The following is a 22,684-nucleotide window of genomic DNA, read 5'->3' as shown; positions in this document are numbered from 1 at the left end:
CGCGTTCTGTTTGAAGTGTTTAGACTGTATGGGTACTAAACATTAGCTTTCTTAAGGAAGGTCGCATTAAATCCATGAATGATACCCCTTATCGTCCTAACGGCGGCCGTCACCACGTCGTCGTGGTCGGCGCCGGCTTCGGTGGTCTCAACACCGTTCAGAAGCTGAAGAACGCCGATGTGGAAATCACCCTCATCGATAAGAAGAACCACCACCTGTTCCAGCCGATGCTGTACCAGGTAGCAACCGGCATGATTTCTGCCGGTGAGGTTGCCCCTTCCACCCGCCAGCTGCTGCGCGATCAGGACAACGTCCACTTCGTCAACGCTGAGGTAACTGATATCAACCTGGCGGATCAGACGGTGACCGCCGAGCAGGACGAGTTCTCCCGCACCTATGCTTATGACTCCCTGGTTGTCGCCGCAGGTTCCGGTCAGTCCTACTTTGGCAACGACCACTTCGCTGAATTCGCCCCAGGCATGAAGACCTTGGACGATGCTTTGGAGCTGCGCTCTCGCATCATCTCGGCGTTTGAAAAGGCTGAGCTTACCGACGACCCCGCAGAGCGCGAGCGCCTGCTCACCTTCATCATCGTTGGTGCTGGCCCAACCGGCGTTGAGCTCACCGGCCAGATTGCCGAATTGGCAAACCGTACCCTCAACGATGTCTACTCCAACTACGGCACCACCTCTGCCAAGATTTACCTGCTCGATGGCGCCCCACAGGTACTGCCGCCATTTGGTAAGCGCCTAGGCCGCAAGGCTCAGCGCACCTTGGAGAAGGAAGGCGTACAGGTGCACCTGAACGCTATGGTGACCGATGTAACCGCGGACACCGTCACCTACAAGGACATGAAGACCGAGGAGGAGACCACCCTGACGGGTGCTACCAAGATCTGGTCTGCTGGTGTGGCCGCTTCCCCACTGGGCAAGATGGTTGCAGAGCAGGCTGGCGTCGAGGCAGACCGCGCAGGTCGCGTCTCCGTGAACGAGGACCTGACCGTGGGCGAGCACAATAACGTCTACATGGTCGGTGACATGATCTCCCTCAACCGCTTGCCGGGTCTGGCACAGGTTGCAATCCAGGGTGGCGCGCACGTCGCTAAGCTCATTCAGGCCAAGGTGGACGAGGAATCTACCGCTAATGAGAAGGAAGCCTTCGACTACTTTGACAAGGGCTCCATGGCCATCGTCAAGCGCTTCAACGCCGTCGTTAAGCTGGGCAAGACCGAGTTCGGTGGCTTTGCCGGTTGGGTAGCATGGCTTGGCCTGCACCTGACCTACGTTATTGGTCTGCGCAGCCGCTTGGCCGTGCTGGTTAACTGGGCAACCAATATCCTCTCCCGCGACCGCGGCAATCTGGAGATCACCCCCCAGCAGCGCATCGCACGCAATATCATTAACAAGAACGAGAAGTAATAACTCCTCGCTCGCATCGCCGCCCCACCTGCTGCAAAGCAGGCTCTGGGCGGCGATTTTTATCTTCCCGGGCTACCCGTTGCTAGCGCCAGCGATTCCACTACTGGGGCGACCGAACGCCGATTTTCGCACATAGTTTCCGTGACCTTTGTTAGGCTGAGACACGCAACATGGGGTGCCGCACATGGTGCGGCTGAGAAATACCCATCGAACCTGCACTCAGTTAGAACTAGCGAAGGGATAGTTGTGGATTATGCTTTTCTGCGCGCACACGACGCTGTGCGCGAGTCCACGCCGCTTATTCAATGTTTGACCAATAAGGTCGTCAGTAACGTCACCGCCAATGCCCTGCTGGCCATCGGGGCTAGCCCAGCGATGGTCGATACGCCGGAGGAATCGTGCGAATTCGCGCAGGTAGCCAGCGGCGTACTCATCAATTGCGGCACGCCCAGCTCCGAGCAATACGGCGGCATGCGCGAGGCCATCGCTGGGGCGAGGTCCGCACAAACCCCTTGGGTACTCGATCCGGTAGGCGCCGGCGGCCTGAGCCAACGCACCGAATTCATGCGCGAGGTGCTGCCACTTGGCCCGGGCGCAATTCGTGGCAACGCATCAGAAATCATCGCCCTCGCAGGTACCGGGCAGGGCGGCCGAGGCGTCGAATCTACCGATGGTGTGGAAGCCGCCTTGGACTCGGCAGTAGCACTTTCCCGGGATACCGGCGCCGTCGTGGCCATTTCCGGCCCGCGGGATCTTATCGTCCATGTCGGCGATACAACGCGTGCCGTCTACCTCGAATCGGGGCACCCGATGCTCCAGAACGTCATCGGTACCGGCTGTTCGCTTGGTGCTATCTGCGCCGCATATCTGGCAGCGTGGGAGGATCCTTTCGAAGCAATCATCGCCGCCCACGCGCACGTTGGCGCAGCAGGTAGCGTGGCCGCCGAAAAGCACCACGCCCCCGGCTCCTTTGCCGTTGCTTGGCTGGATGCGCTCTACGATGTTCCGACCGCGGACATCGAGGGCCTGGTCAAGCTCACTGACCTAGAGGAGGTTTAAGTGTCTATTGACTGGACGCTCTACCTGGTCACCGATCCAGATCTGGCCGGCGGGCGAGACAACGTGGTTTCCATCGTGCAGGAAGCTGTACGCGGCGGTGTTACCGTTGTCCAGCTCCGGGACAAGGAAGCTAGCGATGAACAGATCGAGCGCACCGCACGCGAATTGCTTGGCGTACTGGGCGATGTCCCGCTATTCATCAATGACCGCGTAGAGGTGGCAGCAAAGCTCGGCTGCCACCTGCACATTGGGCAGGATGATATGGCTTTTCGCGAGGCCCGAGAGAAGCTGGGTGAGGGACAGCTTATTGGCTTGTCCATCGGCAGTAACGAGGAGCTTGCTGCTATTGCGGACGATGCGCGCCCAGACGTCATCGGCATCGGGCCCGTGCATTCGACTGCAACGAAGAAAAACGCCCCAGCCGGCATGGGTACGGCTGCGGCCGCAGCACTCGCTCACGCCGCACGTGAGCGTGGCATCGCGTCCGTCGCCATCGGCGGAATCAAGACCCATAATGCGCACGAACTGGCGGGCAGCGAGTTTGCCGGAATTTGCGTAGTCAGCGACATCATGGCGGCCGATGACCCCGCAGCAGCCGCCGCCCACCTTAAGGAGGCTTTCCATGGCTAAAGGGATCTATCCCCGAGTACTGTCCATTGCCGGTACTGATCCCACCGGCGGAGCCGGCATTCAAGCCGATTTGAAATCCATCTCTGCCGCAGGCGGCTACGGTATGAGCGTCGTGACGGCGTTGGTAGCTCAAAACACCCAGGGCGTCCGCAGCGTCCACGTACCACCGGTGGACTTTCTGCAGGAGCAGCTAGACTCCGTCATCGACGATGTGGAGATTGATGCGGTAAAGATTGGCATGCTTGCCGACGCCGCCATTACCGCCAAGGTCGCAGACTTCCTGCGGCGCCTGCCGGACGATGTCCCCGTGGTACTTGATCCGGTAATGGTGGCTACCAGCGGAGATCGCCTGCTGGAAAAGGAAGCAGAACAGGCCGTGCGCGATCTCTGCTCCCAAGTGGATCTCATCACCCCGAATTTGAAGGAATTGGCAGTCCTTACCCAGACGGACGAGGCGAGCGACCTAGAAGAGGCGATTGCCACGGCGAAGGAGTGGGCAAAGGCTGCTAATACCGCGGTCGTCGTCAAGGGCGGGCACCTTCATGCCGACATCGCCGACAATGCGGTGGTCAATGCGGATGGGTTGGTACACCGCGTTGCCGCAAGCCGAGTGGACACGAAGAATACGCACGGAACTGGCTGTTCCCTTTCTTCTGCCCTAGCCACCCGCCTGGGAGCCGGCGATAGCCCCGCGGCAGCTCTGGCGTGGTCCACCCAATGGCTGCACGAGGCGATTGCTAATGCGGATGCGCTTCACGTGGGCAAGGGACACGGACCCGTGGACCATCTGCACCACTCGCAGCGTCTCATGCAGGCGGCCTCTACCCTGCCCCAGACGTACTTATCCGGCAAGCTGGTAGAACCGGAAAGCGTCGACCAGCCCCGCGTTCCCGCAGCCGGCCCACACACGCAACGCCTGTGGAACCTAGCCGGGGATCACTGGGAGGCTATCAAGGCACTGCCCTTTATTCGGGCCTTGGGCACGGGAGCGTTGGAAAAGGATGCCTTTGGCTTCTACCTCGACCAAGATGCCCAGTATCTGAATGCTTATTCCAAGGCATTGGCTCGCCTCGCCAGCCAAGCCCCGGAAGCGGCACAGCAACTGCACTGGGCTGAGGGAGCGCATGATTGCTTGGCGGTGGAGGCCGAGCTGCACCGGGGCTGGCTCGAGAGCGATATCACGACCGCAGCCTCCCGGGTTACTAGCGCCTATACGGATTTCCTCATCCGCTCGACGCATACGGATGATTACGTGGTAGGTGCTGCGGCGGTACTGCCCTGCTATTGGCTGTATGCAGAGGTAGGCCTCCACCTTGCTGAATTTGATTCCCCTGAGCACCCCTATCACTCATGGCTTTCCATGTACGGCGGCGAGGACTTCCTTAACGGGGTTCGCGCGAGCCTCGACATCGTCGAACAAGCCCTCGCCGGGGCGGATGAGTGCACCCGCCTGCGGGCCGAGCGCGCCTATATCACCGCCAGCCACCATGAGGTCGACTTCTTCGACCAAGCCGATAGGCGCTTTTAGGCCAGCAAGTCCGACCCAGGGCGCGAAAGAACGGCGACTAAGAAGGTGGAATGCTCCGAGAAGAGCTTCATGTCCCACGAGGAGAAAGTGAAGTCGACTCGGTAGCCCACCTTCTGCGCCATGTCGAGGAAATCAGAAAATTCCCAGCCACGGCCCTCGCCGAAGCCGGTGACGAGGCGACCACCGGGCTTGAGAGAATTATAGATATTGCGCAGAGCGGGCTCGCGGCCTTCCTTTGCTAGAAAGCCCATGACATTGCCGGCAGACACGGCGATATCAAAGGGACCTTCTGGCACCTCTTCCTCGCACAGGTCTCCCACGAACCATTGCCCCTCTGGGAAATCGTGCTCAGCGTGCTCGATGAGAATGGGGTCTACATCGACGCCCACTACGCTGTGGCCACGGCGAAGCAACTCGCCGCCGACGCGGCCGGTGCCACAGCCGGCATCGAGGATGGTGGAGTTGCGCTCCACCATGGCGTCGATAAGCCGGGCCTCGCCATTGATGTCTTTACCCTGTGCAGCAAGCACCTTCCATTTGCGAGCAAAGTTATGGGAGTGCTCGGGATTAGCTTCGGTTACTTCTTTCCACGTAGGCATAGATTCGATTATATTACCCGGCTTCGGTGTAAGATTTACCCGCTGCGTAAAATCGCCGCCTGCCCATTGGGAAAAAATCCGCACTACCGCGCAAAGGAGGCTGAAAAGATGCCATCCGTACCTTCACCCTTTAGGGGCCGCAAGAAACCCGAGCCTCCTAGTAAGCCCACTTCCCTGCCGGTACCACCGGAGCGCGCCATCGAACATTGCCGCGTCTTTGTGGATGGCGAGGCGCTTCCCGGGGAGTATTCCACCAGCTCCGCTCTGGAAGCGATTGAGGAATACGGCCGCGGATTTATTTGGGTAGGCATGCATGAGCCCTATGAGTCCCAGATGACCAAGGTGGCCTCCCAGTTTGGCATCCACGAACTCATCGTAGAAGACGCCGTTATGGCCCATCAACGCCCTAAGCTCGAACGCTACGATGATCAGCTCTTCGTGGTCGCGCGTTCCGTGAACTACCGCGATCATGATGAGGTCACGGATAAGCGCCAGATCATTTCCACCGGTGAGATCCAGATGATTATGGGCTCCAACTTCATCATCACCGTCCGCCACGGGGCAAAGCTACCCAACCTGGCATATACGGTGGAAGATGAGCAGGACTTGGTGGAGCTCGGCCCAGTGGCCATGGCCTGGAAGATCCTGGATATGATGGTGGACCGCTACTCGGAGATTTCCCGCCTTATCAGTATCGAGGTCGATGAGCTGGAAGAAGAAATCTTTACCCCGAACCTCAAGTTTGATGTAGACCGCATCTACATGTTCAAGCGTGAGGTGCTGGAGATGAAGCATGCCATTGACCCACTTTCGGTGGCACTAAAATCCATGGTCTCTGACCACAAGGATCTAATTTCAAAGCAACTGCGCTCCTACCTGCGCGATGTCAACGACCATGAGCTCGTGGTCAAGGACCAAGTATCCAGCTTCGATGAGCGCCTTACCTCGCTGATTGACGCCTCGGTAGCCAAGGTAACGATGCAACAGAACTCGGATATGCGCACCATTTCCGCGGTCGTAGGCATGTGGGCCGCGCCTACCCTGGTGGCGGGTATCTACGGCATGAACTTCGACATTATGCCGGAGCTACACTGGGCGCTGGGATACCCCATGGCGATTATCATCATGATCTTGGTCGTTGTGGGCCTGTGGGCTTGGTTCCGAAAGAACCACTGGCTCTAATCCCTCCGGTACGCTGGTGCGCTATGAGCGATATCACTGTTTATGGCGCTACCGGGCTGGTCGGCCAATTGGTGGCACGCTACCTTGCCTCGATTAACGCGCCCTCTGTGACTCTGGCCGGCCGGAACCGACCGGTGCTAGCCGCGCTGCGCGATGAACTCAATCCGCACTGGGACATCGCCATCGCCGCCGCCGATGATGCCGCCGCTGTGGAGCGCATGGTGGAAGGTACCAAGGTGCTTATCACCGTGGTCGGCCCCTACAGCCTGTATGGCGGCCACGTCGTTGCCGCCTGCGCGCGCCATGGCGTGGACTATGTTGACCTCTGCGGTGAGGTTCCCTTTATTCGCCGCAGCATCGATTCCCACCACGCCACCGCCCAATCCACGGGTGCGCGCATCGTTCACTCCTGCGGCTTTGATTCCGTGCCCTCAGATATTGGCATGCTCAATCTCTACCAGGCGGCAGGAAAGCCGTTTGCACGAGTACAGATGGCCGTCGACAAGCTCAAAGGCGGAATCTCTCCGGGCACCATCGAGTCTTCCCTGCAGGTCTCGCATGCCGCGCACGCGGATAAAGAGGTAGCCCGTAACCTGCACAATCCTTACTCGCTGGACCCGGATCCCAAGGCCGGGCCACGCTTAGACGGCCTCCAGAATGACTTCGAAATTAAAGAGGTCGACGGCGTGGGCTGGGTAGGACCATTTTTCATGTCCATGTTCAATACCCGCGTGGTGCGCCGCTCTAACGCTCTGCTGGGGCGCGCGTGGGGCCCACGCCTGTTTTACAAGGAAGCATGGTGGGCTGGCACCGGTCTTCTCGGTCGCGCACGCGCCTATGGGCTGGCGCTCGCCACCAAGATACTTTTTGATGGCACTCAGTCGCGCCTGCGCCCGCTGGTGGAAAAGATCCTGCCCAAACCCGGCCCTAAGGGCGCTCATTTCCAGGTCAGCCATCACGGCATTACCGAAGATGGCGAACGCTGGCGGGCAACTGTGTCGGCACAAGGCGACCCGGGCTATGAGCTCACCGCAATGATGCTGAGCCAGGCTGCGCTTTGCTTGCTCGTTTCGCGCTCTAATGCCGGCCGTGTAGGCGGCGTACTCACCCCGGCCACCGGGCTTGGAAAGCCTTATCTTCAGCGGCTTTCCGCCCACGGCATGTCTTTTACCGCCGCTCGGGTGAACTAGCGCAGAATCATTGTGCGCAAGGTGGTGCGGGCGATAAGCGCGCGGCCTTGCCGCATCTCGACGCTCCACACATGGGTGCGACCGCCTAGCTGCACTGGCGTAGCCACGGCTTCTAACTCGCCCTCACCTGTGGAGCGAATGAAGTCGCTGGAGTTATTGACGCCGACCGCGGGGGCGTCGGCAGCCGCCACGCTGGCAATGGAGGCCACGGTTTCTGCGATAGAGCAATACAACCCGCCGTTGGCAACTCCCCAGGGCTGGTGATGCTCCGGCAGCACCTGCAGTGTCGCCCGGGCCTCGCGCGGGCCCACGTAGGTGAACTGCAGTCCTAGCAATGCCGCAAGGCCGCCGTTTAAGGCATTGAGAGACTCCAGTTCTTCTGCATTGAGCACTCGCGTGTGCGCGAGGTGGAGCAAGTCATTGAGTTTCTGCGTATCCGACATAGTCCACCAGCCTAGCCATTGATGCCAGCCTCGCATCCTAGTGACGTAGGATAGGCAGCATGACTGATAAGAATGAACTTGCTCAGATTGGCGTCGTGGGATTGGCGGTCATGGGTTCTAATTTGGCCCGTAACTTTGCCCGCAACGGCAATACCGTAGCGGTGTATAACCGCAGCCCTGAAAAGACCCATGCGCTCATTGAGGCCCACGGTGAAGAAGGCAACTTCGTGCCTTCGGAATCCATCGAGGACTTTGTGGCTTCTTTGGAGCGCCCACGCAAGGCAATCATCATGGTCAAGGCTGGCAAGGCCACCGATGCGGTCATCGATCAGCTGGCCGAGGCCATGGATGATGGCGATATCATCATCGACGGCGGAAATGCCTTGTTCACTGACACCATTCGCCGCGAGAAGGACGTAGCCGCCCGCGGCAAGCATTTCGTCGGCGCCGGAATCTCCGGCGGCGAGGAGGGCGCGCTCAATGGCCCCTCCATCATGCCCGGCGGCCCCAAGGAGTCGTGGGAGACCCTCGGCCCGATTCTTGAGTCCATCGCTGCGAATGTGGATGGCACCCCGTGTGTAACCCACATTGGTCCGGACGGCGCCGGCCACTTTGTCAAGATGGTCCACAATGGCATCGAGTACGCCGATATGCAGGTCATCGGCGAGGCTTATCAGCTGCTGCGCTATGGCGCAGGCATGGAGCCGGCCGAAATCGCAGAGGTATTCCGCGAATGGAACTCCGGCGACCTTGATTCCTACCTCATTGAAATCACCGCCGAGGTTCTGGCCCAAAAGGATCCGGAGACTGGCGCCCCGCTTGTCGACGTCATCGTGGACGCCGCCGGCCAGAAGGGCACCGGCCGCTGGACTGCCATCAATGGATTGGAGCTCGGCGTTCCGATTACCGGTATTGCCGAATCCGTCTTCGCCCGCGCGCTGTCCTCCTCCACCGCGCAGCGCAGCGCCGCCCAGGAAGGCCAGCTTCCCGCCGGCACCATCAAGGCCCTGGACGTGGACAAGGCCGAGTTCATCGAGGATGTACGCCGCGCGCTCTATGCCGCCAAGCTTATTGCCTACTCCCAGGGCTTTGACGAGATTAAGGCAGGATCCGAAGAATTTGGTTGGGACGTTGACCCGCGCGATCTAGCAACCATCTGGCGCGGCGGCTGCATCATCCGCGCCAAGTTCTTGGATCGTATCCGGTCAGCCTATGACAATAACGCGGACTTGCCCGCCCTCATCCTCGATCCCTACTTCAAGGGCGAGCTGGAAGACCTCATCGACCCTTGGCGCCGCGTGGTCGTCGCCGCTACCCAGCTGGGACTCCCGGCACCGGTCTTTGCGTCGTCCCTCTCCTACTACGACAGCCTGCGTGCCGAGCGCCTGCCGGCCGCTCTCATTCAGGGCCAGCGTGATTTCTTCGGCGCCCACACCTTCAAGCGCACCGACAAGCCGGGCACCTTCCACATTGAGTGGTCCGGTGACCGCAGCCTGACCCAGACCGACTAGATTCGCAGTGACGTGTTCAGGGGCCCTTCGGGGCCCCAATCACGTTTCCGAGCAGGTCTTTCCCGTTGAATGCGGCGATCCGACACACTGCCGATAGGATGGGAAAGCGATGACTGCTTTTGCCGATCTCGGCCTTCCCCAGCGCCTGGTGCACGTTCTGCACAACCAAGGCATTACCGAACCGTTTCCTATTCAAAAGGCCGCGATTCCCGACGCCCTCGCAGGCAAAGACGTACTCGGCCGCGGCCCTACCGGGTCGGGCAAGACCTATACCTTTGGCCTGCCCATGCTCGCCCGCCTTGCCGGAACAGGTGCATCCAAGCCTGCTCATCCCCGTGCGCTCATCCTCGCCCCCACCCGCGAGTTGGCTACTCAAATTCACCAGCGCCTTGATGAACCTGCGGCAACGCTGGGCTTAAGAGTGCTCGCTGTCGTGGGCGGGGTAAATATTAATCACCATATCCGCTCCCTCGCTCGCCCCGTTGATGTTCTTGTTGCTACCCCTGGCCGTGCCCAGGATCTCATTGACCAGGGCAAGCTGCATTTGGATGCGGTCCAGACTACTGCACTGGATGAAGCCGATCAGATGGCCGATATGGGCTTTTTGCCCCAAGTACGCAAGCTTCTGCGCCTAACTCCGGCGCAAGGCCAGCGCTTGCTGTTTTCGGCGACGCTTGACGGCGAAGTCAATAAGCTGGTGGAGCAATTCCTCCATGACCCGGTGGTCCACTCCACAGCCCCGGTGCAAGCTGCAGTGGATTCCATGTCCCATCACCTCTTTTTCGTCGGCGAGCGTCCCGCCCGCAACGAGGTGGTGCTGCGCATCGCTGCCCGCCAAGGCAAAACCATCATGTTCATGCGTACCAAGCACGGCGTGGACAGGCAGGTCAAGAAATTGCGCCGCTCCGGCATCAACGCTTATCCATTGCATGGCGATAAAGGCCAAGGCGCGCGTACCCGCGCAATCGAAGGCTTCGCCGATGGCAGCATTCCAGTTTTGGTCGCCACCGATATTGCCGCCCGCGGTATCGATATTGCGGACGTTTCACTCGTCGTTCACGTCGATCCGCCCGCAGAGCACAAAGCCTATCTCCATCGCGCCGGCCGCACGGCACGCGGTGGTGCTGCGGGTACCGTGATCACTTTGGTCATGGATGAACAACGCAAAGAAGTAGCCGCTCTCATTAAGAAAGCCGGGGTCACGGCTACGGAGCACGATATTTCTCACCGTGACAATCCTGCTGGCGCACCGATCCTTAAGGAGATTACGGGCGCTCGCAAGCCCAATGGCCCTGCCCTTCCCCCACCCGGGCAGGACGCGCCCCAGAAACCGGCGAAATCTGTCAAGAAGTCCAACTCTCAACGCCGCCGCTCGGGCGGCAAAGTCGCCCGCCGCCGACGCCGTTAAGTCAAGGAGGTGAACGCTCATGCGCATCTTGAGCCCTGAGGAATGGAGTGCTCAACAGCATGAACACGAAAAGCAAGCCACAGACCGCTTGGAGCGCTTCCGGCATCCTGGCAGCTACCACCCTGTTTTCGATTTTCTCTTTGAGTACTACCCCGTACGTCCCTCTCACCTAAAGCGCTGGCACCCGGGTGTAGGAACTGCGCTAGCAGGCACTCCTCCGCACGCTGAATGGCGGGATTACTACGCCACCTCAGAAGGCATCACCGTCGACCTCGCCAGCTTTCTAGAGCGTCGAGGTGACTCGGTTCGCTATATCTCCAATCTGCTTCGGCGTTCCGCTACCAATCCGGTCCACTTTGACTGCTTCGGTCTGCATGAATGGGCAATGGTCTACCACACGGATTCCCCGCGTCATTCGTTGCCCTTGCGACTCGGCGCGGACGGCACCAACCGGGTTGTCGATGAGCACTCAATTAAGTGTTCTCACTATGATGCTTTCCGGTTCTTTACCCCTCCCGCTCGGCCTCTTAACCTCACTGTCCTGCATCGTGAAGATCAGCCCAACAATGACCAGGCTGGCTGCGTACACGTCACGATGGATCTATATAAGTGGGCCTGGAAGCTGGGACCACTCGTACCAGGCGAACTTTTCCTTGAATGTCTGGATTTGGCGATTGAAGCGCGCATCCTTGACATGGAGGCATCTCCTTATGACTGCCGTGATTGGGGACTTGGCGTGGTACCCATCGAGACCCCTGAGGGCAAGGCCGAGTACGTCTCGAGGCAAAGAACGCTGGCGCTCACAGCTAAACCACTGCGAGACCGGCTTGTCGCTGTGATAGATCAAGCACTTGCCCCGCTAAAATGAGCCACTAACAACGGCAGTTTGTTTGGGAGGAAGACACCACATGGCACGGCATTCAAACGGGAAAAATAGCTTCGCAGTAGCGGGATGGGTTATTGCGGTGGCTATTATCGCGCTGCTGGCCATAATTGCCTTGGTGGTCTTCCTTTTGCGCGGCGCAGGCAACGACGACGGCGAAGACTCCGCCGCACCCGCCGCAGTGGAAAGCAGCACCGAGGACGCACCGGAGAACAGTACGACAGCTGCTTCCAGTGCTTCCACCTCCGCTGCCTCCAAGAGTTCTTCCCCGACAAGCTCTGCTGCAGCGACGAGTTCCGCAGCAGCTCCCAAGGCCGATGTGACGGTGGCGGCGAATACGCTCCTGCTTCTGGATACATCTTCGGCCATGGCGCCGATGTACGGCCCTGTGGCCCAAGCCTTGGGCACCACTGCTTCTGATCTAGCCGCAGACGGCGGGGCAGTCTCGTTGTGGAACTACTCCTCTCCTATCGCTGAGACCGCCACGGTTGGCTTCCGCCAAAACCTGGGCTTTGGTGATGGCAACGCTGTGTCCGGCACTCTAGATGGGTTCGGAACTGGCGGTGTTCCGCAAACACGCAGCGCCGTAGTAGCAGCTATCGCCAATGCCGCCGATCAAGCCGCAGGAACTGGCGAGAAAGCACGCGTGGTCGTGGTAACTACTGGTACCGAGCAGGACATGGATGATGCGCAATTCACATCCGCTCTTGACGACGCCGCCTCCAAGGACGTTTCCCTCAGCGTCGTTCATGTCGGTGAAGGCAATGTCGATGCCGCACTGAAGTCCGCAGCTGATAGCTTCACCTCTGTTGACTCAGCCGATGAGGCGACGGTCTCTAGAGCAATTAATAAGGCCGCAGGGGTCTAATACGCAGCTCTTCCTTGCCTACGGCACCGAACGAGGCATCGTTCGGTGCCTTTCTTGTCGGCTCATAGTGGCTAGTGCTCCCCTACACCGCGGAGCTACGGGCACTTTCCCAAATATAAGCTGAGAGTCGGCTAGGGCACTAAGCGCTTGGGCTCGACCTCGATCCCGCGAGCCACGCAGCACGGAACAGGACGATCTTGCATGTTGTCATCGTGGCGATAGAGATCAAAAATCCACCCTTCTTCCCCGTGAGCTGGGAAGGAGGGTGGATTCTGTGTGGACGAGCTTAGGAGCTCTTGCGCTTGCGACGAGCAGCCAACTCGTCGAGGCCGACCACGTTGTCCTCGGCGAAGTCTTCGATGCGCTCCGAAGGGAAGGAAGAAATAGTGCCGGACAGTTCCTTCAAGATACCCGGAACTGCAATACCGAAGACGCCTTGGCCGCCGGCGAGCAAGTCAATGACCTCATCGTTGGAACGGCATTCATAAACGGTAGTGCCGTCGGATACGAGGGTCAGCTCTGCTAGGTCATTCACACCCCGATCCCGTAGGGACTCAACTGCCAAACGGATATTCTGCAGGGAGATGCCGGTATCCAGCAGGCGCTTCACGATCTTGAGTACCAGTACATCCTTGAAGGAGTACAGGCGCTGGGAGCCGGAGCCGCGCGCCGTGCGGATGGAAGGGTTGACCAGGTTGGTGCGTGCCCAATAGTCCAGCTGGCGGTAGGTGATGCCGGCAACTTGGCAAGCGATGGGAACGCGGTAGCCCACCTCTTCGTCGGGTCCGACGTCAAAAAGCGATTCCTGTACGTAGGTGGATTCGGACTGGGAGTCCTCGTTAATGCTCACGTAATTACTCCAATGGGGTTTGTTGGAATTTCTAAAGATCAATTAAAAGCCAAGCGCATACGCCCGTCAAGCGCTGCTTGCTCAACTGTCAAGTACAACTTTAGACTTCTCAAACCCCATTGTCACCATTAGTCACACGCGTGTCATTAACTTTTTTCGTCGTCATCCCCCGATAGGAAATCCTTTTCCTCCATACCCAAAGACCTCATCATGGCTTCAAAATCCGCATCTGCCTGGGCATTTCCCGACGCCGAGGTCGAGGAATCATTGTTTTCGCTGGCTGGTAGATTATCGCCTGCGGCGTGGGTGGAAATTTCCAGGTCGAAGTACTCTTTCACGTCTGCATCACTGGCATATACGGAAACCTGGGCAAGGAGATCCGCCTCGGCTGAAATGGGGACGTGGAAATATTCGGATACGGCAAGTGCGTCGCTCAACCGAGAGTCATAAACCTCTCCGTTCGGAGCCTTAATATCTACCATGAACGTTCCCTGGTGGTAGTTGGCAATTTCAATGGCCTCTACCCCGCCAGTGCCCTCTAGTACCTCGCAGATAAGATCGTGCGAGGTGGGACGATTAGGCTGGTGGCCGTCTAAAGCGGCAGCTAGTTGCATGCCTTCAATCGGGGAGATCCACACGGGGATCAACCGGTTCTCTTCCGGCCAGCGCAGCACAGCGCACACATCGTCTTCGGGGCCTACCTGGTGGATACCGTGAAACTCTAGGGATACATCACTCATAAATACCACTCTCCCACAAACGCGGGATTACGTGTGTATTAGGAGTGGTATTCGTCGCGCAGATCCGACTTCACCAGAGTTGCGTGCAAGGAGACCACTAGAGCGGTCATTTGCTGGGAGATTTCCTCTGCTTTCTGATGCGCGGTATCAGAGTTTGAGTGTGCCACGGGAGCTGCCGCCTGGGAAATCAAATCAGCCTGCCGGCGGGCGTTATTACGCAGGGACTTGAGTTCACGGGCGCCAAAACCAAAAGCTTTGAGGGCCACCGCGGCAGAGACAATGGCTACGTCGTCGGTATTGAAAAATCCTGCGGCATCCGGGCGGATGAGGCCATATTTAACCAAGGAAGCTACATCATCTTCGCTGGCACTAGCTTGGGTAGCTACCTCTACATCGGTCAGGCGCGTGACCACAGGGGCCCTAAACTGCTGCGGCGAGAGTAGGGTTTCTGCATTTCCCGCAGAAACAATGGCGGTCACCTGGCCGGAATCCATGGCTTCTAGCTGCTCGCGGATAACCTTCAGCGGCGTATAGTTATCGCGCTGAGTGGTGAGAATATACCGCAGTCTGTCCACGTCTTCTTGGGTGAAGCGGCGATAGCCAGAGGCCGTGCGCTGTGGACTGATGAGCCCCTCAGATTCGAGGAAGCGAATCTTAGACACCGTGACGTCTGGGAATTGCTGATTCAGCGTTTCCAAAACCACGCCAATGGACATGGTCTTTGGCTTCTTAGCTTTAGGGCTGGTGCGGCGTACTGCTGCTGCCGAAGAATCTGCTGCGCTCACTGTGTCTATCTCTTAGGGGTACTGAAAGTTCTTATCGTGCCATAAGTAGACTACACCGCCCCTCCTAGTAAGGAAGCGCGGCTAGTCTACGTAAAAAAATTAGCTCTGGTTAGCGATGAAAACCAAGCGGAACTTGCCAATCTGGATTTCGTCTCCTACCTCGAGCACCTGGGAGTTGCGGGGCTCGCGGTTAACGTAGGTTCCGTTCAGGGATCCCACATCAACTACCTCAAACTTGCCGTCATCATTCTTGCGAAACTCCGCGTGGCGGCGGGACACCGTAACGTCATCGAGGAAGATGTCTGCCTCAGGGTGGCGGCCGGCGGTAGTAGTCGCCTGATCCAACAAGAAGCGGGCACCTGCGTTCGGGCCACGCTTTACCACGAGGAGGGCCTGACCTTCCGCCAGATTGTCGGTGCCGGCAACGGTAGCATCATTGCCATTCGCGCTGTTTTCCATCTCCTTGAGCAGGTCTGCGCGGAATACAGATGTGGTCTCTACCTGTGGTTCCGGGGTTCCGGTGTTCTCGCTCATTGTTACCTCCGGGGATTAGTTACGAGTTACTTATAACAATACTAGCGACTCATTTGAATCCGTGACCCCTTCGCGGGGAATTATTTCACCGGAAAATGTTTCCGATGCCGCTCAGCACGGAATTTCCTTTGCCCGCAAGGGGGTTATCGGACACCATGTAGGTCCATGTAGCACTCGGACGAGCGAGGCCGGCGTCATCGAGGTGTGCCCCGGCGGCGTCGATAAGCACTGTACGGAAAGTCTCCACAGACTTGTCTACGGCCCTCTGAGCCAAGTCCTTAAACTCCCTCACCGCAATGCGGTGGTACTCGTCGATGGGAGTCTCTCGGGCGATGGCGCGCAGATGGATCGACTCGCGCACATCGTCCATGAGCTCTAGGTGGTCGGCCCAGGCCAAGTCCAAGTGATACAGCATGATTTCGCGCGCGGCCTTGATGCGGGCTTCCTCTGGAACCTCTGATAGCTCTGCTGCACGCTCCGGAGCACGTTGGGATAGTTCCTGCCACGCTTGATCAGTATCCAACAGCTTGGCTCGGCGCTCATCAATAATGATGCGCTGATCAGCTAGGAGCTGGTTATACTTCCAGGTCTGGGCATGAATTTCGAGTAGTTGACCCTCGGTCACGCGCTGGCAGTGTGCCACGAAATCACTTACTCGCTTGGATTCAATGCGCCCATCTTCTGCCGGTTGAGCACGCACAGTCTCGCCGTCGCCGCCTTGCTGGACCACATCATCTTCGAGGGAGACGAAAAATAGGGATAGGCCCGGATCGCCTTGCCGACCCGCACGGCCGCGCAACTGGTTATCCAAGCGGGCGGTGCGGTGGCGGGAGGTACCGATAACCGCCAAGCCACCTAACTCCGCTACTGCATCATGGTCAGCTTCGTTAGCACCGCCCAGCTTAATATCGGTGCCGCGCCCGGCCATCTGAGTAGAGACGGTGACGCGTCCAATATCGCCGGCCTCGGCGACGATCTGTGCCTCCTGCTCATCATTTTTGGCGTTGAGTACATTGACGTCAATGCCCCGCTCGCGGAGAGCATCCGCCAGATCTTCCGACTCGGCTACATCCTGCGTGCCCACAAGGATGGGTTGCCCCGTGGCGTGAATGGTGGCTATTTCCTCCACGATGGCGGCGGATTTATCATCGACGGTCGCAAAAATGCGGTCTTGCTCATCAAAGCGCTGCAGCGGCTTATTGCGGTCGATCACGGATACATGAAGATCATAGAACTGCCGCAGCTGATCGGTCGCCTCCACCGCGGTACCCGTCATACCGCACAAAAGTGGGTAACGTCGCATAAGTTCTTGCAGCGTAATGGTGTCGAGGATGCGCCCACCTTCGGAAACTTCGAGGCCTTCTTTGGCTTCTACTGCCGCTTGGAGCCCGTCGGGCCAGCGTTGTAGGTCGGCAACGCGGCCCCGGGAGGCGTCGATAAGCTGCAGTTTTCCATCCACCACGATGTAGTGGACGTCCCGGATAAGCAGGGCCTTTGCATGCAGGGCGAGGTTAACCTTCACCAAGATGGTGCCGATGTTTTCCTCCGAATAAAGCGAATCAATGCCCAATTCCTGCTCCACGCGGCGGGCACCAGTCTCCGTCAGCTGAACGGTGCGGCCGTCCTCAGAGATGGAGTAATCCAGCATCTCGCGCAAACGGGAAACCACATTGGTGATGTGCCCGGTGGGGGCCTCACCTGGCCGATTTCCGGCCAGCACCAGGGGCACAAGGGCCTCATCCACTAGGACAGAGTCGGCCTCGTCTACGAGGGCAACGTCGCCGGCGGCCTGCACCGTGTGGGAGCGATCAGTAATTTGGTTATCACGGAGCAGATCAAAGCCCAGTTCGTTGACCGGTGCGTAGATAATATCCTGCGCGTACGCAGCGCGTCGCTCATCCGGTGTCATGCCCTCCGTAACCGAGGCAACGCTCAATCCAAAGAACTCCACGACAGGACGCATCCATTCGGCGTCGCGGGCGGCAAGATAGTTATTGACGGTGACAACGTGGACGCGTTTGCCAGTCAACGCGAAACCCGTAGCCGCCATGGCACCCACCAAAGTTTTGCCTTCGCCGGTGGCCATTTGGATGACGTCTCCGGTAAGCAGGCGCAGTACGGCTTGGGACTGCACATTGAACGGATGCATCCCTAGGGTGCGCTCGCACGCTACTGCTAGGGCCGCGAGGAATTGCGCCTTATCCGCAATCTCGCCGCCTGCAACGGCATCGCGTGCAGCTTGGGCTACAGCTGCGTCGTCCTGCTGGCCCAATGCCCGAGCCGCTTCATCGGCGGAACCCACGATGGCCTTGGATTTCTTATCGTTACGCTCGCTTTGCGAGCCCATTGCTTTCCAGAACCAATCGAACGCGCCCATACCTCATCCTCCTTATTTGGATTGCTCCTATCGACTGTAGTCAACCTGGTATGGCTTGCGGGTAAGAGGCCCGTTATTGTAGTTCTCATGCAATCCGTCAATGTTAAGCTGCCTTCGAGCCGGGGAACCGAGATGGCCGGAACCATCGACTTCCCGGATTCTCCCCCGACCGCCTATGCCATCTTTGCCCATTGCTTCGCCGGCTCGCGCCACACTCCCGGTGCTGCCCGCACCGCGAAACAGCTCACCGAGTTCGGCATCGCCACTTTGCGTTTCGATTTTCCCGGTCTTGGCCAGTCCGCCGGAGAATTTGGCGATACTACCTTTAGCCAAAATGTTGATGATATCCATGCCGCTGCCGCCTGGCTGACGGAGAACTACTCTGCCCCACAATTGCTCATGGGCCACTCGCTCGGTGGCGCCGCTGCATTGAAGGCGGCCACCACCATGAAATCACTTAAGGCGGTAGCCACCATTGGCGCGCCCTTTGATCCTGCCCACTCCGTGCTGCACTATGCGGACAAAATTGGCGAGGTCGACGCCAACGGAGAGGTGGAAGTAATCCTCGGTGGCCGCGGCCTTATCATTTCCCGCAAGTTCCTCGAGGACTTGGCCGATACCAACCCTGAGGAGTACCTGCCCAAGCTCCGCAAGCCGTTGATGGTGTTGCACTCACCCATTGACCAGACGGTGGGCATAGACAATGCGCAAAATATCTTCCTGCTCACGCGCTACCCCAAATCCTTGGTTTCCCTGGACAAGACCGATCACCTGCTCACCAAGCAGGGCACGGCAGCCCGCGCTGCGGATCTCATCGGTGCGTGGGCCGAGCAGTTTATCGTTCCTGATTACCGCCCGGAGGAAGTAGGAACCGACGCCGCCGTTGCGCAGCCGGCCACCGGCACCAAATTCGGCGTGGTCGTCCGCCATAATGACCACAACCTCAGTGCCGACCGCACGAAGAAGAATGGCGGCAAGGGTAAGGGCTTTACCGCAGAGGGCCTTGTTATGTCCGCGCTGGCTACGGCCGCCACCCAAGCAATCAAGGATGCCGGCAAGAGGCTTGCGCTTGACGACGTCCACGTGAGCATCACCCAAACCGGCCCCGCTAGCTTCGAACGCCGCATCGAGCTTGCCGGAAAACTGTCAGCGGAAGAAAAGTCCGCCCTGCGCTCTGCCGCGAAGGACACCGATGTTGAGCGCATGCTCGGCAACGTCACCATCGTGGACGTGGACGCGCACTAATGGCAGCCTTTGATCCCTCGCGCCGCTGCCCGTGCGGCACCGGCCTGACCTACGGCGAGTGCTGTGGCAAGTACCATGCCGGCACCAACGCCCCCACTGCGGAGGCGCTCATGCGCTCGCGCTTTAGCGCCTTTGTTACTGGAGACGAAGCCTATCTCCTCCGTACGTGGGATCCCGATACTCGCCCTGCAACACTCGACTTGGCTGATTCTCCCGTCCGGTTTTATCGCCTCGATATTCTGGACACCCAAGCAGGCGGATTGCTCGATAATTCCGGCGTAGTGGAGTTTGAGGCCTTTTATAAAGGCGCGGCCGTTGGCTCACAACGCGAGCGTTCCTCGTTTCGCCGCGTCGGCGGCGCTTGGGTGTACTCCAGCGGCGAGTTTTAGCGCAGGTTACACCCCAAATTTCACAGTAGAATCCTACTGATGTAGTCTAGACAAGTCGCACAGTTCGACGGCGGGCTATGGCGCAGTTTGGTAGCGCACTACACTGGGGGTGTAGGGGTCGCAGGTTCAAATCCTGTTAGCCCGACAAATATTCAGCCGGCACCGTGAAGGTGCCGGCTTTTTCTATTCCGCGTTTACACCGCAAGCAAGATCGCAATTCCCAGCAGAATGAGGACCGTGGGAAACAGCACGCTTTCCCACTTTTCCAGTGCTTCTGCAATGCCCGGCCGCGTGGCCACAAACCGCGCTGCCCACACTAGGGGCGCCACGAGGATTAAAAAGACCACGCAATAGATCGCTACCTCAGCCGGCGTAGAGGTGGTAAACACTGGTACATAGACGCCGATATTGTCGCCACCGTTGGCGAAGGTCACCCCGGCTACCGCAAGTGCGCTCAGCCTTTTACCCGAAACGTCCTCATCGTCGTCCTCACCCCGGAATGCTTGCCACGCTGCCCATAGGCCTAAAAACAATGGAATGAGACCAAAGTAGCGAATCAATTCCTCAGGCAAAACAGCATTAAAGCCCAGCCCGACAACGGCAGAGGCCGCTAGTATGCCGAGAAAACCCAAATATTGACCTAGCAGAATCGCGGGCGTCGTGCCCTTGCGTCCAGCTCCACGGGCAAAGAAGAGGGACAACACCACAATGTCATCGATGTTGGTGGCCACGAATAGTCCAGTAGCCGCTGCGAGAGTAGTAAGCACTTTCCTACCTTACCGCGTCATGACACTTGTCATGAAAATGTGCTGACAGATCCTATTCATCATTTTTGCTGGCTACGGATACTTTCCAGGTATGAGAACTACAGATCCATCAACCGCACAACCGCTGGCTATAGACGTATCCGGAGTCAGTAAAACCTTCGCCACGAGATCCTCCAATCCCGTCCATGCGCTCAGCGAAATTTCCTTCAACATCGCCCAAGGCGAGATCGTAGGCCTACTAGGCACCAATGGAGCAGGCAAAACCACCCTTTTTGACCTCATCCTCGGGCTTACCACCCCCACCTCCGGCAGCGTTTCCGTGCTTGGACACACACCGCACACCGCGATCCGCGCGGCACAGATTGGCGCCGTGCTGCAAACCGGTGGCCTGCTACCCGAGCTCACAGTCTTGGACACACTAAAGATGATTTCCTCTACCTTTCCCCATCCCCTTCCCATCGGAGAAGTTGCCAAACAAGCAGACCTAGACCGGATCCTGCACCGCCCAGTAGGAAAATGCTCTGGTGGCGAGCAACAACGCGTGCGATTCGCCCTCGCTCTTTTAGGCAATCCCCACATTTTATTGCTCGATGAGCCTACAGCTGGCATGGATGCTCAAGCGCGCTACGAGTTCTGGTCCACCATGCACAGACAAGCAGAACAGGGACGCACCATTGTCTTCGCTACGCACTACCTCGAAGAGGCAGACAATTTTGCAGCAAGGATAATCCTCCTGCATGAAGGAAAGCTGCGCGCAGATGCTCAGGCCACAGAACTACGCGAACAGTCAGGCAAGCGCATAGTCGAGGCAAAGTTCGACGGCACACCTTTAAATGCGAAAGAGCTACCCACCGTCGCCGAGATTTCCTTGTCTGGCACTCACGCCCGGATGACCACCCGTGACTCCGATGTACTTGCGAATTACCTTCTCAACCACACCTCGGCCCATGACCTGACTATTCGCAAACACTCCTTAGAGGACGCATTTCTTGCTTTGACAGCGTCCCAGTCCTAACCCATCGCTCCGTTGGCTACTTCGCGAAAGGAACATGCCATGACCACACAAGCTGCAACGACCAGTGCGCGCACTCTCCGGTTTGCCACTCACAACCTGCTGCGCCTTCGTCGCAACCTTACTCCCCTCTTTTTCAGTACCATCTTGCCGGTATTTTTTTACCTCCTCTTTGGCACCATGATGGATTTTGGTGATGCCCCCTTTAAAGGAGGAAACTTCGCCGCCTTAGAGATGATCAGCATGGCCCTTTACGGCGGCGTCGCTGGTTCCGTCTCCGCCGCTGGTTCCGCCGTGACAGATGCGAAGACTGGGTGGGCGCGTCAATTAGCCCTCACTCCTCTGCACCCACGACAGCTTCTGTGGGCAAGCCTCATATCAATCGGCTTTCAGGCACTGCTCCCCATCACCGCGGTATTTATCACCGGCGCCGTGACACAAGCCTCGATGCAACCACACCAGTGGATTTTAGCCTTCATCGCTTGCGTCCTAGTTTCCATTCCCTTTGGCTTTTATGGCTTGGTGTGGGCCATGGCTTTGCCCACCGACAATTCTGTCGCAATCGCCTCGACCTCCGTTGTCCTCTTCCTCTTTGCCGCCAATGTATTCACTCCACTTACTGAGCCGCTGATGGAATTGGGCCGCTTCACTCCCCTCTTTGGCCCGGTTGTGCTCGCCCAGTGGCCCCTTGCAGAAGGCATGCAGTTTCTTAGCGGGGAGGAAGGCACCGTGTCGCACCCCATGTGGGCCGCATGGTTAAACTTCGCGGTATGGACGACCATCTTTCTCACCGCTTGCCTGGTGCTGCGCTCCCGCGACAAGGCGCGCCGTTAATGGGCCCCTTTCGCGATCCGTGGCGCGGTTTTAGCCTTAATAGCGCTCTTTTCGCCAGCGTATGGTTGGTCTTCCTCATTCCCGGGTTGGTGATGACCTTTGCCGCGCCGGGAACGACGCTCGCTGAACGAATTGGGGCGTCTGCGTGCGCTTTAGCGTTTAGTGCCGTCTACTTCTTTTCTTTTGGCGCTGTGGGCTACTACCCACGCGGATGGCGGTTAGGACAGCGGATCGGGCTCTACTGGGTGTCACTCGCGGCCATCGCAGCGATATCAATTTGTTTCTTCGGGATAATAGCCGTCACGTTTGTGCCCTACCTTGCGGCGCTGATCGGCTTTAACCTTTCTCTACGCCGAGCATTAGCGCTTACCCTGCTAATGGGGACCGTGCTCGCCACCACCACGTGGTTCTTCGCTCCTGAAAGCACCGGCT

General features: G+C 58.4%; 22 protein-coding genes, 1 tRNA gene, 1 pseudogene and 1 riboswitch. Of the genes and pseudogenes, 16 read left to right on the top strand and 8 right to left on the bottom strand.

Features of this window, described 5'->3' with window-relative positions; translation table 11 throughout:
• Window positions 1–74 precede the first annotated feature (74 nt).
• The 4 genes from QKD99_RS08700 to QKD99_RS08685 all read left to right on the top strand — a co-directional run bounded on the left by QKD99_RS08700 (window position 75) and on the right by QKD99_RS08685 (window position 4,635).
• Entirely contained in the window at window positions 75–1,418 is a 1,344-nt protein-coding gene (locus QKD99_RS08700) for an NAD(P)/FAD-dependent oxidoreductase (RefSeq protein ID WP_347951229.1), read from the top strand.
• A 161-nt stretch (window positions 1,419–1,579) separates the two neighbouring features.
• A riboswitch (TPP riboswitch) is annotated at window positions 1,580–1,677 on the top strand.
• Window positions 1,665–2,477, top strand: coding sequence for a hydroxyethylthiazole kinase (thiM, locus tag QKD99_RS08695; protein WP_347951228.1), 813 nt, complete (start codon window positions 1,665–1,667; stop codon window positions 2,475–2,477). It overlaps the preceding riboswitch by 13 nt.
• On the top strand, window positions 2,478–3,107 hold the full coding sequence (gene thiE / locus QKD99_RS08690) for a thiamine phosphate synthase (protein WP_347951227.1): 630 nt from the start codon (window positions 2,478–2,480) through the stop codon (window positions 3,105–3,107). It abuts the gene before it with no gap.
• Window positions 3,100–4,635, top strand: a complete 1,536-nt coding sequence (locus QKD99_RS08685; protein ID WP_347951226.1) for a bifunctional hydroxymethylpyrimidine kinase/phosphomethylpyrimidine kinase — start codon at window positions 3,100–3,102, stop codon at window positions 4,633–4,635. Before thiE ends, QKD99_RS08685 begins: the two co-directional genes overlap by 8 nt.
• Here QKD99_RS08685 and QKD99_RS08680 read toward each other — a convergent pair.
• Window positions 4,632–5,234: a class I SAM-dependent methyltransferase gene (locus tag QKD99_RS08680; protein ID WP_284766465.1), complete on the bottom strand. Its 603-nt coding sequence runs from the start codon at window positions 5,232–5,234 to the stop codon at window positions 4,632–4,634. The two genes, QKD99_RS08685 and QKD99_RS08680, sit on opposite strands and share 4 nt — an antisense overlap.
• A gap of 108 nt (window positions 5,235–5,342) precedes the next feature.
• On the opposite strand from QKD99_RS08680, the gene QKD99_RS08675 reads away from it, so the two are divergent.
• Window positions 5,343–6,416, top strand: coding sequence for a magnesium and cobalt transport protein CorA (locus tag QKD99_RS08675; protein WP_347951225.1), 1,074 nt, complete (start codon window positions 5,343–5,345; stop codon window positions 6,414–6,416).
• Between the two features lie 23 nt (window positions 6,417–6,439).
• Entirely contained in the window at window positions 6,440–7,606 is a 1,167-nt protein-coding gene (locus QKD99_RS08670) for a saccharopine dehydrogenase NADP-binding domain-containing protein (protein WP_347951224.1), read from the top strand.
• Here the strand turns inward: QKD99_RS08670 and QKD99_RS08665 are convergent.
• On the bottom strand, window positions 7,603–8,049 hold the full coding sequence (locus tag QKD99_RS08665; protein WP_294164577.1) for a PaaI family thioesterase: 447 nt from the start codon (window positions 8,047–8,049) through the stop codon (window positions 7,603–7,605). The two genes, QKD99_RS08670 and QKD99_RS08665, sit on opposite strands and share 4 nt — an antisense overlap.
• 59 nt (window positions 8,050–8,108) lie before the next feature.
• On the opposite strand from QKD99_RS08665, the gene gndA reads away from it, so the two are divergent.
• From gndA to QKD99_RS08645, 4 genes are all read left to right on the top strand, one after another.
• Window positions 8,109–9,560 carry an NADP-dependent phosphogluconate dehydrogenase gene (gene gndA / locus QKD99_RS08660; protein WP_347951223.1) on the top strand — a complete coding sequence of 484 codons (1,452 nt, stop codon included), beginning with the start codon at window positions 8,109–8,111 and terminating at the stop codon, window positions 9,558–9,560.
• 109 nt (window positions 9,561–9,669) lie between these two features.
• On the top strand, window positions 9,670–10,968 hold the full coding sequence (locus QKD99_RS08655; protein ID WP_347951222.1) for a DEAD/DEAH box helicase: 1,299 nt from the start codon (window positions 9,670–9,672) through the stop codon (window positions 10,966–10,968).
• A gap of 19 nt (window positions 10,969–10,987) precedes the next feature.
• Window positions 10,988–11,836 (top strand): 3-methyladenine DNA glycosylase, encoded by an 849-nt coding sequence (locus QKD99_RS08650; RefSeq protein WP_347951221.1) that lies wholly within the window; start codon window positions 10,988–10,990, stop codon window positions 11,834–11,836.
• A gap of 40 nt (window positions 11,837–11,876) precedes the next feature.
• On the top strand, window positions 11,877–12,719 hold the full coding sequence (locus tag QKD99_RS08645; protein ID WP_347951220.1) for a hypothetical protein: 843 nt from the start codon (window positions 11,877–11,879) through the stop codon (window positions 12,717–12,719).
• A gap of 286 nt (window positions 12,720–13,005) precedes the next feature.
• On the opposite strand, the gene QKD99_RS08640 is transcribed toward QKD99_RS08645, so the two are convergent.
• The 5 genes from QKD99_RS08640 to secA2 all read right to left on the bottom strand — a co-directional run bounded on the left by QKD99_RS08640 (window position 13,006) and on the right by secA2 (window position 18,005).
• Entirely contained in the window at window positions 13,006–13,569 is a 564-nt protein-coding gene (locus QKD99_RS08640; RefSeq protein WP_204609122.1) for a MerR family transcriptional regulator, read from the bottom strand.
• A 146-nt stretch (window positions 13,570–13,715) separates the two neighbouring features.
• Window positions 13,716–14,309: a bifunctional nuclease family protein gene (locus QKD99_RS08635; protein ID WP_225746973.1), complete on the bottom strand. Its 594-nt coding sequence runs from the start codon at window positions 14,307–14,309 to the stop codon at window positions 13,716–13,718.
• Between the two features lie 38 nt (window positions 14,310–14,347).
• Window positions 14,348–15,094, bottom strand: a complete 747-nt coding sequence (locus QKD99_RS08630) for a MerR family transcriptional regulator (RefSeq protein WP_049378120.1) — start codon at window positions 15,092–15,094, stop codon at window positions 14,348–14,350.
• Window positions 15,095–15,193: 99 nt separating this feature from the next.
• Window positions 15,194–15,628, bottom strand: coding sequence for an oxoglutarate dehydrogenase inhibitor Odhl (gene odhI, locus QKD99_RS08625; RefSeq protein ID WP_284844810.1), 435 nt, complete (start codon window positions 15,626–15,628; stop codon window positions 15,194–15,196).
• Between the two features lie 85 nt (window positions 15,629–15,713).
• Window positions 15,714–18,005: an accessory Sec system translocase SecA2 gene (secA2, locus tag QKD99_RS08620; RefSeq protein WP_347951219.1), complete on the bottom strand. Its 2,292-nt coding sequence runs from the start codon at window positions 18,003–18,005 to the stop codon at window positions 15,714–15,716.
• An 87-nt stretch (window positions 18,006–18,092) separates the two neighbouring features.
• Here secA2 and QKD99_RS08615 point away from each other — a divergent pair, with 87 nt between their 5' ends.
• The 3 genes from QKD99_RS08615 (at window position 18,093) to QKD99_RS08605 (ending at window position 19,784) form a co-directional block, all read left to right on the top strand.
• Window positions 18,093–19,250: an alpha/beta fold hydrolase gene (locus QKD99_RS08615; protein ID WP_347951218.1), complete on the top strand. Its 1,158-nt coding sequence runs from the start codon at window positions 18,093–18,095 to the stop codon at window positions 19,248–19,250.
• Window positions 19,250–19,639, top strand: coding sequence for a YchJ family metal-binding protein (locus QKD99_RS08610; RefSeq protein ID WP_284766453.1), 390 nt, complete (start codon window positions 19,250–19,252; stop codon window positions 19,637–19,639). The genes QKD99_RS08615 and QKD99_RS08610 overlap by 1 nt, the downstream gene beginning before the upstream one ends.
• Before the next feature lie 71 nt (window positions 19,640–19,710).
• Window positions 19,711–19,784 (top strand) — tRNA-Pro (locus QKD99_RS08605).
• A 49-nt stretch (window positions 19,785–19,833) separates the two neighbouring features.
• On the opposite strand, the gene QKD99_RS08600 is transcribed toward QKD99_RS08605, so the two are convergent.
• Window positions 19,834–20,406 (bottom strand): cadmium resistance transporter, encoded by a 573-nt coding sequence (locus QKD99_RS08600; RefSeq protein WP_347951217.1) that lies wholly within the window; start codon window positions 20,404–20,406, stop codon window positions 19,834–19,836.
• Window positions 20,407–20,497: 91 nt separating this feature from the next.
• Here QKD99_RS08600 and QKD99_RS08595 point away from each other — a divergent pair, with 91 nt between their 5' ends.
• From QKD99_RS08595 to QKD99_RS08585, 3 genes and pseudogenes are all read left to right on the top strand, one after another.
• The gene (locus QKD99_RS08595; RefSeq protein ID WP_347951216.1) at window positions 20,498–21,421 is read left to right on the top strand and encodes an ABC transporter ATP-binding protein; all 924 of its coding nucleotides are present in this window, start codon (window positions 20,498–20,500) and stop codon (window positions 21,419–21,421) included.
• A 39-nt stretch (window positions 21,422–21,460) separates the two neighbouring features.
• Window positions 21,461–22,252 (top strand): ABC transporter permease, encoded by a 792-nt coding sequence (locus tag QKD99_RS08590; RefSeq protein ID WP_347951215.1) that lies wholly within the window; start codon window positions 21,461–21,463, stop codon window positions 22,250–22,252.
• Window positions 22,252–22,684: pseudogene (locus QKD99_RS08585) on the top strand (sensor histidine kinase); the annotation flags it as partial. The gene QKD99_RS08590 and the pseudogene QKD99_RS08585, both read left to right, overlap by 1 nt.

Origin of the sequence: Corynebacterium sp. c3Ub_189 (genome assembly GCF_039907195.1) — a bacterium.
GTDB lineage: Bacteria > Actinomycetota > Actinomycetes > Mycobacteriales > Mycobacteriaceae > Corynebacterium.
Note: the sequence above shows the minus strand (reverse complement) of the source record. Positions and strands in the feature narration are given on the sequence as shown.

Bases quoted from the DNA above. Each gene is read 5' to 3' on its own strand.
- QKD99_RS08675 (WP_347951225.1), top strand. From the start codon at position 5,343: ATGCCATCCGTACCTTCACCCTTTAGGGGCCGCAAGAAACCCGAGCCT.
- QKD99_RS08665 (WP_294164577.1), bottom strand. From the start codon at position 8,049: ATGTCGGATACGCAGAAACTCAATGACTTGCTCCACCTCGCGCACACG.
- odhI (WP_284844810.1), bottom strand. From the start codon at position 15,628: ATGAGCGAGAACACCGGAACCCCGGAACCACAGGTAGAGACCACATCT.
- QKD99_RS08590 (WP_347951215.1), top strand. From the start codon at position 21,461: ATGACCACACAAGCTGCAACGACCAGTGCGCGCACTCTCCGGTTTGCC.
- QKD99_RS08700 (WP_347951229.1), top strand. From the start codon at position 75: ATGAATGATACCCCTTATCGTCCTAACGGCGGCCGTCACCACGTCGTC.
- QKD99_RS08645 (WP_347951220.1), top strand. From the start codon at position 11,877: ATGGCACGGCATTCAAACGGGAAAAATAGCTTCGCAGTAGCGGGATGG.
- QKD99_RS08615 (WP_347951218.1), top strand. From the start codon at position 18,093: ATGCAATCCGTCAATGTTAAGCTGCCTTCGAGCCGGGGAACCGAGATG.
- QKD99_RS08595 (WP_347951216.1), top strand. From the start codon at position 20,498: ATGAGAACTACAGATCCATCAACCGCACAACCGCTGGCTATAGACGTA.
- QKD99_RS08655 (WP_347951222.1), top strand. From the start codon at position 9,670: ATGACTGCTTTTGCCGATCTCGGCCTTCCCCAGCGCCTGGTGCACGTT.
- secA2 (WP_347951219.1), bottom strand. From the start codon at position 18,005: ATGGGCGCGTTCGATTGGTTCTGGAAAGCAATGGGCTCGCAAAGCGAG.
- QKD99_RS08650 (WP_347951221.1), top strand. From the start codon at position 10,988: ATGCGCATCTTGAGCCCTGAGGAATGGAGTGCTCAACAGCATGAACAC.
- QKD99_RS08685 (WP_347951226.1), top strand. From the start codon at position 3,100: ATGGCTAAAGGGATCTATCCCCGAGTACTGTCCATTGCCGGTACTGAT.
- QKD99_RS08610 (WP_284766453.1), top strand. From the start codon at position 19,250: ATGGCAGCCTTTGATCCCTCGCGCCGCTGCCCGTGCGGCACCGGCCTG.
- QKD99_RS08635 (WP_225746973.1), bottom strand. From the start codon at position 14,309: ATGAGTGATGTATCCCTAGAGTTTCACGGTATCCACCAGGTAGGCCCC.
- QKD99_RS08670 (WP_347951224.1), top strand. From the start codon at position 6,440: ATGAGCGATATCACTGTTTATGGCGCTACCGGGCTGGTCGGCCAATTG.
- gndA (WP_347951223.1), top strand. From the start codon at position 8,109: ATGACTGATAAGAATGAACTTGCTCAGATTGGCGTCGTGGGATTGGCG.
- QKD99_RS08680 (WP_284766465.1), bottom strand. From the start codon at position 5,234: ATGCCTACGTGGAAAGAAGTAACCGAAGCTAATCCCGAGCACTCCCAT.